10 protein-coding genes and 2 pseudogenes are annotated in these 10857 nt (G+C 42.5%); 8 read left to right on the top strand and 4 right to left on the bottom strand.

Going from position 1 to position 10857, the window contains the following annotated elements; all coding sequences use genetic code 11:
• The first annotated feature begins 203 nt into the window (after positions 1–203).
• The 6 genes and pseudogenes from IM456_RS07635 to IM456_RS07610 form a co-directional block, all read left to right on the top strand.
• Positions 204–644 carry a hypothetical protein gene (locus IM456_RS07635; protein ID WP_287692183.1) on the top strand — a complete coding sequence of 147 codons (441 nt, stop codon included), beginning with the start codon at positions 204–206 and terminating at the stop codon, positions 642–644.
• A gap of 101 nt (positions 645–745) precedes the next feature.
• Positions 746–1078, top strand: a complete 333-nt coding sequence (locus IM456_RS23265) for a hypothetical protein (RefSeq protein ID WP_353845518.1) — start codon at positions 746–748, stop codon at positions 1076–1078.
• A 107-nt stretch (positions 1079–1185) separates the two neighbouring features.
• Positions 1186–2085, top strand: a complete 900-nt coding sequence (locus IM456_RS07625; RefSeq protein ID WP_253881247.1) for a hypothetical protein — start codon at positions 1186–1188, stop codon at positions 2083–2085.
• A gap of 113 nt (positions 2086–2198) precedes the next feature.
• Positions 2199–2459, top strand: coding sequence for a hypothetical protein (locus IM456_RS07620; protein ID WP_193956241.1), 261 nt, complete (start codon positions 2199–2201; stop codon positions 2457–2459).
• 5 nt (positions 2460–2464) lie between these two features.
• Positions 2465–2872: a type II toxin-antitoxin system VapC family toxin gene (locus tag IM456_RS07615; RefSeq protein ID WP_149987016.1), complete on the top strand. Its 408-nt coding sequence runs from the start codon at positions 2465–2467 to the stop codon at positions 2870–2872.
• A 49-nt stretch (positions 2873–2921) separates the two neighbouring features.
• A pseudogene (locus tag IM456_RS07610) lies at positions 2922–3059 on the top strand (ISAs1 family transposase); the annotation flags it as partial.
• Positions 3060–3173: 114 nt separating this feature from the next.
• Here IM456_RS07610 and gltS read toward each other — a convergent pair.
• The 3 genes from gltS to IM456_RS07595 form a co-directional block, all read right to left on the bottom strand.
• On the bottom strand, positions 3174–4382 hold the full coding sequence (gene gltS, locus IM456_RS07605) for a sodium/glutamate symporter (RefSeq protein ID WP_287692186.1): 1209 nt from the start codon (positions 4380–4382) through the stop codon (positions 3174–3176).
• 357 nt (positions 4383–4739) lie between these two features.
• Positions 4740–6644, bottom strand: coding sequence for a molecular chaperone DnaK (gene dnaK, locus IM456_RS07600; RefSeq protein WP_287693529.1), 1905 nt, complete (start codon positions 6642–6644; stop codon positions 4740–4742).
• A gap of 397 nt (positions 6645–7041) precedes the next feature.
• Positions 7042–8016 (bottom strand): hypothetical protein, encoded by a 975-nt coding sequence (locus tag IM456_RS07595; protein ID WP_287705315.1) that lies wholly within the window; start codon positions 8014–8016, stop codon positions 7042–7044.
• 367 nt (positions 8017–8383) lie between these two features.
• On the opposite strand from IM456_RS07595, the gene IM456_RS07590 reads away from it, so the two are divergent.
• Both IM456_RS07590 and IM456_RS07585 read left to right on the top strand, forming a co-directional pair.
• Entirely contained in the window at positions 8384–9565 is a 1182-nt protein-coding gene (locus IM456_RS07590) for an RtcB family protein (RefSeq protein ID WP_287693525.1), read from the top strand.
• Between the two features lie 81 nt (positions 9566–9646).
• Positions 9647–10258, top strand: coding sequence for a 4Fe-4S single cluster domain-containing protein (locus IM456_RS07585; RefSeq protein WP_149987020.1), 612 nt, complete (start codon positions 9647–9649; stop codon positions 10256–10258).
• 141 nt (positions 10259–10399) lie between these two features.
• Here the strand turns inward: IM456_RS07585 and IM456_RS07580 are convergent.
• Positions 10400–10723 (bottom strand): annotated as a pseudogene (locus IM456_RS07580) (YebC/PmpR family DNA-binding transcriptional regulator); the annotation flags it as partial.
• Positions 10724–10857 lie beyond the last annotated feature (134 nt).

Raw genomic sequence — 10857 nt, 5'->3', positions numbered from 1 at the left:
TTATTAATAATAAATTTGGCAAAGGATTAAAGATTAGTTATTGTGACTAACTCTTTTGGTTAGAACAAGATAAACTTGAGAATCTTCGGTCAAATTTATTGACTCAAAATCAGCTATACTTAATTTAAATGAAACAGCCCTACCCTAAGTAGGGGGAGAGCCTTCGAGAGCCCCCGCAGCTAAGGGACTTGCGCTTTGATAATATGCCATCTGGCTGGTCTGATTCTTCTACAGAGCGATTTCCTGGCTGGGATATTATTCCCACGCAAGTCCCTAATGGCAATGAAGCGTTTCGTTGGACTCAATCTACAGGAATGGTGGGAATTGGCGATATTTCTGGCGGTAGTTTTGAAACCTGGGCTACTGGAGTCTCTGCTGATGGCTCTGTTATTGTCGTTAACGGCGGTGCTTTAGGTAATCCGGATCGGATTTTTCGTTGGACTCAATCTACAGGAATAATAAGCCTCGGTTTCCGCTCCAGCGAAGCCTTCGACGTGTCAGATGATGGGTCTGTTATAGTTGGTAGAGCTTTCACCAATAATACAAATCAGGCTTTTCGTTGGACTCAATCAGGGACAATAATAATCGGCGACCTACCCGGAGGGGGTGTTGTTCCTTTTAGTAGCGCCAATGCAGTAAGCTAAACGGCTTTTACTTCGGATCACCGATATAGACTCCAAAAGGGTTATAGCTATTGGATCATGCAGGTTAAGCGCCGTTTAGCTTATCTGCTGATGGTTCTGTTGTGGTTGGTCGAGGCGTTTCTGTTAGTGGAGATGAGGCGTTTCGTTGGACTCAAACTACGGGAATAGTAGGACTCGGTGACCTCCCCGGTGGAATTTTTAATAGCTCTGCCACTGCAGTCTCAGCAAATGGATCTATTGTGGTTGGTCGAGGAGGCGTAATTTCTGTTAATAATAGTGAGGCGTTTCGTTGGACTCAAGCTACGGGAATGGTAGGACTCGGTGATTTACCTGGTGGTAGTTTCAATAGTATAGCCTGGGGAGTTTCTGCTGATGGATCTGTTGTGGTTGGGACAGGTAAGCTAAACGGCTTTTACTTCGGATCACCGATATAGACTCCAAAAGGGTTATAGCTGTTGGATCATGCAGGTTAAGCGCCGTTTAGCTTAGTACCGCTAATGGCATTAATGCCGAAGCATTTATCTGGGATAGTGCTAATGGCATGAGAAGCATCCAACAAATTCTAACTAATGACTTTGGACTGGATCTGACGGGTTGGCGATTATCTAGTGCAAATGATATTTCTGCTGATGGACTAACTATTGTCGGAAGTGGAATAAATCCTAATGGACAATCAGAAGCATGGATCGCTAAACTAGATAGTGCATTGCCACCGACAACTCCATCCCCAGTTACTTCTATATCACCTAATCTTCCATCAGGAACTCCTGGAGTAAACTTTTTACCAATCGGTAGTGGAACAAATACTTGGTATGTCGGCATCTCGCCAAATAGCCTAGCAGGTCAAGTCACTGGCTCGCAACCATTTGCACCTAATGGACGAATTTGGGATGTCCCTCATGGCACAGGAAGAAGTCGGGTGAATGGGAATCGCCTCAGTATGAGTATGCAGCCACCCTCAGAATTATTTTTAAATGGAGTTTCCATTTCAAGAGGGACATTTAATGTTACATCAGCGATTGCGTATCTTACTAATGGCTCTACCTTAACCCTTACAGTGCCTGCTCCTATTTCTGCCATTATTGGAGATACAACAGAGCATTTCTTATTTGATACACCTCTTGATACTGAAGTAATTCGTTTTACTGGCTTTTTCGATCCTAGTGAGCCAAATCTCGATCCAGCTAACTTTGATCTTACTGTCGGTTCTATTTCTGATGGCAATGCAGATTGGACAGTTTATTTACCTTCTATGACGAATATGACAACTTACCAAGTTACTGATCTCAATAATGATCAGGATTTGAATGATGATACCAATTATTTCCTCGGTCTAGACAATCCGCAATCTGTCCCTGAAGGCGATAACTTGGTTGGTTTGCTTGTCCTTGCGGGGGGATACGGCTTAAAACGGGTGATTTGTCGGTTATCCGAGCGGTAAATTTTGATTTAGGATGAATTGGGGACGTAAGCGATCGCGTTTGCGTCCCTTTGTTATAATTCAAAGGCGGGCTAGAATTTTAGTAAAACAACGTTAATCTCTAAGGTTTATCAATGACTCAAATATTGCTCGAAATTCCTGATGAATTAATATCTCGTTTACAAGAACAAAAATCCTCGGTTCAAGAGATTGTCATCAAAGCTTTGGAAAATTATCTTCAAACTAAATTACCAGATATTACTAAAACTCGCACTTGGGAACTTTGCGGAAGTTTAGAAATTAACCAACCTGAACCTAAATATATTATCGGACAAGATAATCATGGTCAAGTTGTTACTAACTACGCTGAAAACATTGATGAAACTCTCTATTAAAATTTGTGACTAAAGAAATTATTGTCGATACTTCTGCTTTAATTGCTTTTTTTATTAAATCTGAAACTCATCACGAAACCGCTCAAAATTATTGCCTAGAAAATCCTCATAATGGTTGGATTATTCTAGAATCAGTATTTGATGAAACGGTTACTTGGATCCGGAGTAAGGTTTCCAGTAAAGCCTCAATTCAAGTAGGTCAAATACTAAGAGAAGATCATCATTATATTAATCTATCAGATAGTGACGATCTGGCAACATGGGAGGCTTTCTGTAAATACAATGATAAAAAATGGAGTTACACAGATTGTTCTATTTTAGTTATGGCTCATCGCTTGCAAATATTCGAGGTATTCGCTTTTGATGATCATATTCGTCAAATGGCAGGATTAGGAATTATTTGTGTACCATAAACCAATAAAAATACAACCTCACTAATGTTAACCCCGTTTCCTTATGGGAGCATTCTTGAGACGAGTAGCACTTAACGCTCTTAACCAAGAATCGACTTACCGACGTAGTCTGGCACAAAAAAGTAAACGGGCGGCCATGGATAATAACTATATGATGGCTGTGCTGAAAGCCTTTTGTCAAGCCTAATTGAGATGCTCTTACCCTGGCCGTATTATTCCGATTTTACTGCAAGCTTTTGCCAATCTTGTCGAAAAAGATTAGTCAACTTTCCTCAATAATTACTTGATTTGGCGAAAATTTTTAAGTCAGAAAATTCAAAAATTGCTGGATGATAAAAGCATTAGACAAATCAATAAAAAATGCCCCCACCAAAGGAACAATAATAAATGCTTGGGGAGAAGCCCCAAAATTTTCCGTTACCGCTGTCATATTGGCGATAGCTGTGGGAGTTGCCCCTAGAGTTAAACCCAAATAACCGGCGCAAACTACTGAAGCATGATAGTTTTTTCCCATTACGGGAAAGACCAGTAAAACAGTATAAATAATACTGAGTGAGAACTGCACTAATAACAGGATAGCAATCGGTCCGGCCAAATCGATCAATGTCCATAATTGTAAACTCATCAAGGACATAGATAGGAATAAACCGAGACTAACATCAGAAATTAAGGCTAAAGAGGGCGTATTAGCGGGCCAAGGAAAGCGTTTCAACACCAAAGGTACGGTATTAGTCAGGATAATTCCTGCCAATAAACAGGGGACAAAATCCGGTAATTTTAAACCAAGGGGAGTCACCCAGTAGTTAATCTGATTACCTAAACCGATAGTTAAACCAATCACTAAGATTGAATGGAGCATTGTATTGTAATCGATATTGACATTCCTCTGGCTTTGTTTAATTCCCACCGTTAAATCTTGGTCTTGATTATTGGCTCGCAGTCGATTTCTAGTAATTAACCATTTAGCCACCGGTCCGCCAATAATTCCCCCTAAAACTAGCCCAAAAGTAGCACTAGCTACACCAATTTCTGATGCTTTGGCGATGCCATAATTATCACGAAAAATAGAAGCCCAAGCAATGGCAGTCCCGTGACCGCCACTCAAAGAAACGGAACCAGCAATCAAACCGATGGGTAAATCTAATCCCATCACTTTTGCCACTCCTAACCCGGCTAAATTTTGTAGAATGAGATAAACCACGGCGGTTATTAATAAAATTAGCAAGGGTTTACCCCCTTGCAGCAGGGTTTTTAGTTTTGAGGACAGCCCGATAGTAGTAAAAAAAACGATTAACAGGGCATCCCGAACATTAAGGGTAAATTCGATTTGCCATTTAAAAACAGCAAAAAATAGACCGAGAAATAAGGAAGCTAAGACACCACCGACAACGGCATCAGGAATGTTATAATCTTGCAGAAATTTGATATTTTTGCTTAAATACTTACCGAGATAGAGGACTAGAATAGCCATAATAATTGTCTGGCGTTGGCTAAATTGGTAAATTTCCATTTTCTTAATCTTAGTTCTCCAAGATGCTCTACTTAGGGTTGGCGGCAAAAAGTACGGGCGAAGCATTCGGATAGAAAATCTACGGTTTCACCGATAGGTTATTGCCCGAATGCTTCGCCCCTACAGGACGCGGGCCGATGAAGACGCAAGGTTTTGAAGCACGATTCTCTCAAAATCCTGCACCTGTTTCGCTCGTAAAGCCACAAAATCCCTACCTTGCCTACATTTCACATTTATTCAGCAGACCCTACTTAAGTTTAGTCCTAATTTTCAGTAACAACCTTATCTGTAAGAAAGCCGCAATGAAAAAAGGACACAAGTTAACTTGTGTCCTTGCCGAAGCTATGAACTTAATTTTTATTTAGCGTCGGAGAATTCCGCATCGATGACATCATCGCCACCACCAGCACCACCAGAGGGGCCATTGTCGTCATTGCCACCGGTGGGATTACTAGGGGCCCCTTGCTGATACATACTGCTACCGATCGCGTAGAGGGCTTGTTGTAATTCCGGTAGGATGGTTTTGATCTTACCATCATCGTCTTGAGCGATCGCTTCTTCCAGTTCCTTAATCAATGCCTGGGCTTTATTTTTCTCGGATGGGGGAACCTTATCGCCCAACTCGGCTAACTGCTTCTCAGCTTGATAAACCACGTTTTCAGCTTGATTTTTGCGTTCAATGCGTTCGCGACGTTCCTTATCGACTGCGGCGTTCGATTCTGCCTCATTAACCATGCGTTCCACTTCATTTTGGGGCAAGGTAGAAGCGCCGGTGATGCTGATCGATTGTTCTTTTCCTGTACCTTTATCCTTAGCGGTGACATTTAAAATACCGTTAGCATCGATGTCGAAAACCACTTCGATTTGAGGCACACCACGAGGAGCGGGAGGGATACCATCGAGTCGGAAAGTTCCCAAACTCTTGTTATCTTTGGCCATTTCCCGTTCCCCTTGCAGGACGTGGATTTCCACGTTAGTTTGTCCATCTACTGCCGTGGAGAAAACTTCCGATTTTTTGGTGGGGATAGTGGTGTTGCGGGTAATAATCCGCGTCATCACACCGCCGAGGGTTTCCACACCCAAAGACAGGGGCGAAACATCAAGCAGAAGAATATCTTTGACTTCACCAGCGAGGACACCACCTTGAATAGCGGCACCTACGGCTACCACTTCATCGGGGTTAACGCTTTGGTTAGGATCTTTGCCCAGAACTTTTTTAACTAATTCTTGAACGGCGGGAATCCGGGTTGAACCACCGACGAGAACCACTTCATCGAGGGCAGATTTATCGATTTTGGCATCACGGATGGCATTTTCGACGGGAATCCGACAGCGATCGATTAAATCGGCGCAAATTTCCTCAAATTTAGCTCTGGTTAAAGTGGTATCTAGGTGTTTTGGTCCTTCGGCGGTAGCGGTGATGAAGGGCAGGTTAATTTCCGCTTGGGTAACGCTAGAAAGTTCAATTTTGGCTTTTTCTGCCGCTTCCGTGAGACGTTGCAGGGCTTGTTTATCTTGACGGAGATCTATTCCTTCAACTTTTTTGAATTCTCCGGCTAGATAATCAACGATTTTTTTATCGAAGTCATCACCACCGAGATGAGTATCTCCAGAGGTAGCGAGAACTTCAAAGACACCATCACCCACTTCTAGAACCGATACGTCAAAGGTTCCCCCACCCAAGTCAAAAACGAGAATGGTTTCGTTAGCTTTTTTGTCTAATCCGTAGGCAAGAGAGGCGGCAGTGGGTTCGTTGATAATGCGGAGAACTTCAATCCCGGCAATTCTCCCTGCATCTTTGGTGGCCTGACGTTGGGAGTCATTAAAATAAGCGGGTACGGTGATGACTGCTTGGGTAACGGTTTCGCCGAGGTATTTACTGGCATCTTCCACCAGTTTCCGCAGTACCTGGGCGGAAATTTCTTCGGGGGCGAATTGTTTGCCCTGGGCGGGACAGTCTAATTTAACGTTGCCGTTGCCGTCCTGGAGAGTTTTGTAGGATACTTCTGTGGCTTCGTTGGTAACTTCGTTGAATTTCCGGCCGATGAAGCGTTTGACGGAATAAAAGGTATTTTGCGGGTTCATTACCGCTTGACGTTTGGCGATTTGTCCTACTAGGCGCTCGCCATTTTTGGCGTAGGCGACGACTGAGGGCGTGGTTCTAAACCCTTCGGCGTTGGCGATAACAGTGGGTTTACCCCCTTCCATAACCGCGACGCAGGAGTTAGTCGTCCCTAAGTCAATTCCAACTACTTTTCCCATAATCTTTGTGCTGCTCCGATACAACTATAGTGACTTCTAGAATCGGAACTGTACTCGGTTTTTAGGCGATACCCACCCCTATCAGTTCCTTCGTTATCTCTATAGTGCAAAATAACCCCGCTTTCTCGATAGTGTAGGTATCCGAACCTTTTTGGTAGTATTGCTAATGTCAGTTCGGGATCAAAGAGTTAGGGGTGAAGGAAAGGAGTCAGAAGTGAGACAAACTCTTAGTTCTTACCACTCCATGCTCGCTCCCCTTGGTTTCCCTGGATTGGTGTTGGCAATCCCTCACTTCCTCTCTTTTAAGTAGAAAACATGAATCTCAAATATCAATATCATTCCATAGTTCAGAAATTGACCGCACTTGACTTTAATTAATAACCGAAAGGTCATGCTATTAATACAAGATTATGTAATCATGAGTAAAAACAATTGTTCCTGTGCGTATTCCATTTATTTCTTGAATATAAGTATCGGTGTCATATCGTTTAAATCTACTATCTTGAAAACTGTTAATTAACTCAGGAAAATCCTCTAATTCAGAGGTACTAATTAATCTATTTCCGTAAAGAAGATCACCAGAAAAAACCCTAAAGGTAGAAGAACGGGTTTCCTCGGAAAATAAACTGCTACAGTTAGGTTGTAAATAGATGTAGATGTAGGCCAAGCGCATATCTGCAGAAGGCACAAATTCTAAACCTAAATCAAAATAGCATAGAGTAGGTGGATTAAAAACAGATAAAATAGATTCCCGATAATTATCAGGCTTGCCAAAACTTCTCAACTGAATAAGATGACTACCAGTATTGACTCCCCCTCCTCTTAAATTATTAAGAGAACATTGTTGAAAGTCAAGAAAGGTTTTAGTTATCGTTCTTTGCCAACTATTAATAATGACTAGAGAATTTACCCAATACCTATACTGTTCTGGTCGGCGATCGATCTCGATACCAATAGGATCATCCGATTGACGGGGTTCTACCATGCGATAATAGTAAGTGTAGTTGCTAAATTTTACTCTTCGCGGCCCTGGAAGATCATTAACAAAGTTTTTCTGATCTACTTGCCGGCCAAATTCACAAACACTTTGATAATCTTTTATAGCAAACATTGGTAAAAGAATATCTGGTGGCGGCAGTTTGATTTCATCATCAGACCAACGACCTGTAAAAATCCAGGCGGCTGCCCGCTCAGAAACTACCCAAGCAAGACCTCTATATACAGGAATATTGTCAATACTCATTGTTAATAAATAAATCTGATCATTTATTTTGTAACAATTATCCCCAAAACTCTCAAGGATTGTGGCATCGATCTCAGCTAAAGGTTTGCCAAATGGAAGTGCGAGTAAATCAGTAAGATTGCTCATCATTGAATTTTTTGACTAAGTTACTGTTTCTGTTATACGCTATTTAGATGCTGAACAGCTTACTGTTTACCGATCACAGCAAAAAAGCTCCCCAATGCCTGCTCTTTCTGGGAACTTGTTGATAACACGAATGTAGTATATAATGTAATATAGGTAATAAGCTGTACTGCATTTAAACTGCGTCTTGACAATTTTAGTACAAATGCTCAGAACTCTGGTGCAGTCTGAACGAGTAATTTAGATAGTCAACAGCTTATCCTCTGTGTTAAAACACGATCACTGATAACAATTTATTCAATTCATCGCAGAATCTCAATTGCCTTATTATCTTGGTTGCATCAGCTTTTGACCTGATTATTTCATAAAAACTATGGCTTACGAAACTCTGGATATTTCCACACAGACACCGATTTTATCTTGGGCGGGGCATGAATTGGGACCCCAAGAAACCCAAATGGTCAAAAATGTCGCTTCCCTACCTTTTGTTTATAAACACATTTCTTTAATGCCCGATGTTCACTTGGGTAAAGGCGCTTTAGTCGGTTCGGTGATTGCCACCAAAGATGCCGTAATTCCTGCCGCCGTCGGAGTCGATATCGGTTGCGGCATGGCCGCCCTAAAAATGCCTTTCACCGGTGAACAATTGCAGGGAAAACTCAAAAAAATTCGCCTCGATGTGGAAGAAAATATTCCCGTCGGTTTTGCTGAAAATAAAGAAGTGGATCGGGAAGTAACTAAATGGCCAAAATGGGCGGAATTTAAACAGATTCATCGAGGCGTACAAAACCTAGAGAAAAAAGCCCTTAAACAAATGGGTTCCCTGGGAGGTGGCAATCACTTTATCGAAATTTGTTTAGATACAGATAATCAAGTTTGGTTAATGCTCCATTCCGGTTCTAGAGGTATTGGTAATCAACTGGCCCAATGTCATATTGATACGGCCAAAGAGTTAGCCAAACTAGCAGAAGGTAAATTACCCGACCTCGATCTGGCCTACTTTGTTGCCGGTACAGAAGAATTTGCCGCCTACTGGCATGACCTACAATGGGCCCAGGAATATGCCCGTTATAATCGGGAAATTATGATGGCTAGATTTAAACGCATTGTTGAAAAACATCTAGCGGGAGGCAAACCAACTAAACCCCTCTTAGTAGTTAATTGTCATCACAATTATGCCGAAAAAGAAATTCATTTTGGGGAGGAGGTTTATGTCACCCGAAAAGGAGCCGTCCGCGCCAGAGAAACCGATTATGGTATTATCCCCGGTTCCATGGGAGCGCAATCTTATATTGTCAAAGGCAAAGGCGAACATAATAGCTTCTGTTCCTGTTCCCACGGGGCCGGGCGCTTGATGTCGAGAAATCTGGCTAAAAAAACCTTTACTCTTGATGATTTAATCGCCCAAACCCAAGGGGTTGAATGCCGCAAAGATGAGGGCGTTATTGATGAGATTCCGGGGGCCTATAAACCGATCCAACAGGTGATGAATCAACAGGCTGATCTAGTGGAAATTGTCGCCACTCTCAAGCAGGTGATGTGTGTCAAAGGTTAACAAATCATGGCAACAGCGATCGATTTTTGTCGTTTTTTCCCTAGCATGAAAAAGATAGGAATCGATCGAGGATTATAAGCGATGAGTCTGACTATTGCTGCCGAATTAGGGCAAATTCCCGCCCATCATCTCAATATCATGGGATATGTGGATGAATCCGCCGTTAACGGCCCCGGCTGTCGGGCGGTGGTCTGGGTACAGGGTTGTTCTCGCGAGTGTCGGGGTTGTTTTAATCAAGCTTCCTGGTCCTTTGAGATCAATCAATTAATTACCGTTGAGTCTCTAGCTGCCAAAATTTTGGCTAATCCCCGCAATAGTGGCCTAACTTTCTCCGGAGGTGAACCTTTTTGGCAAGCAAAAGCCTTGACAGAATTAGCTAAATATGTTAGGGAAAAAGGCTTAAATGTGATGTCCTTCACGGGATTTACGATCGAACAATTGCGCTCAACCCAAGCACCGCCCCACTCTCAAGAATTATTGGCCCAGTTAGATATTTTGGTGGATGGGGCCTATGTGGAATCCCTCGCTATTCATTCCCCCGATTCTCCCGTTTCTTCTAGCAATCAACGGATTCACGTCCTCAATCCCGCTCTGGAAGATCAGATTAATTGGGCATCGGATCAAGTGGAAATTCATATTCTCAAAGACGGAACCCGAATTTTTACGGGATTTTGGGGACAGATTATTTCTTGATTGGGCCCAGAATCAGTAATCAGTGATCAGTAAACAGTAATCAGTGATCAGTAATCAAGATTATCCAACTACTTACTCTCACTTCATACCGCTCACTGAGAACTCAAATCTGATCAGTGATCACTGCCTAGTAATTTAGGATCACAGATCCACTAACATCAATTCCTCGACTAAATCAAAATTAGCCGTTACCGATTGCACATCATCGAGGGATTCTAGGGTGTCGATTAACTTCAATAAAAAACAGGCCTGGTCTCGATCGCTCACTTCTAGGGTATTAGTGGGAATCCAGCGTAATTCTGCTTCTTTGACCTTAAATCCCGCTTCTTGCAGAACCTTATTCAATCTCTCCAGGTTAGACACCTCAGTAAAAACTGCTGCTCCTTGACCTTCCTCCTCACTGTCAAAAAACTCGTAGGATTGGGCCTGGCCCTCTAGGGAAGCTTCTAAAAGCTGATCCTCATCGGAAATTTTGGGTCTGAAACCCCGCCGTTCTAGGTTGGCTTTACGTTAGAATTAAAAGGCCAGTCTCGAAAACCAAGTGGACGGCGCAGCACCTTGAAAACTCGGCTTAGGGGGTTCCGACCAGAAAAGCTTGG

The sequence above is a fragment of the Microcystis sp. M079S1 genome (assembly GCF_020246425.1).
Classification (GTDB): domain Bacteria; phylum Cyanobacteriota; class Cyanobacteriia; order Cyanobacteriales; family Microcystaceae; genus Microcystis; species Microcystis aeruginosa.
This window is presented reverse-complemented; position numbering and strand designations above follow the sequence as displayed.

What these genes read in the sequence shown, in the direction of transcription:
- IM456_RS07635 (WP_287692183.1), top strand. Translation starts at nt 204, where the DNA reads ATGCCATCTGGCTGGTCTGATTCTTCTACAGAGCGATTTCCTGGCTGG.
- IM456_RS07625 (WP_253881247.1), top strand. Translation starts at nt 1,186, where the DNA reads ATGAGAAGCATCCAACAAATTCTAACTAATGACTTTGGACTGGATCTG.
- IM456_RS07620 (WP_193956241.1), top strand. Translation starts at nt 2,199, where the DNA reads ATGACTCAAATATTGCTCGAAATTCCTGATGAATTAATATCTCGTTTA.
- gltS (WP_287692186.1), bottom strand. Translation starts at nt 4,382, where the DNA reads ATGGAAATTTACCAATTTAGCCAACGCCAGACAATTATTATGGCTATT.
- dnaK (WP_287693529.1), bottom strand. Translation starts at nt 6,644, where the DNA reads ATGGGAAAAGTAGTTGGAATTGACTTAGGGACGACTAACTCCTGCGTC.
- IM456_RS07595 (WP_287705315.1), bottom strand. Translation starts at nt 8,016, where the DNA reads ATGATGAGCAATCTTACTGATTTACTCGCACTTCCATTTGGCAAACCT.
- IM456_RS07590 (WP_287693525.1), top strand. Translation starts at nt 8,384, where the DNA reads ATGGCTTACGAAACTCTGGATATTTCCACACAGACACCGATTTTATCT.
- IM456_RS07585 (WP_149987020.1), top strand. Translation starts at nt 9,647, where the DNA reads ATGAGTCTGACTATTGCTGCCGAATTAGGGCAAATTCCCGCCCATCAT.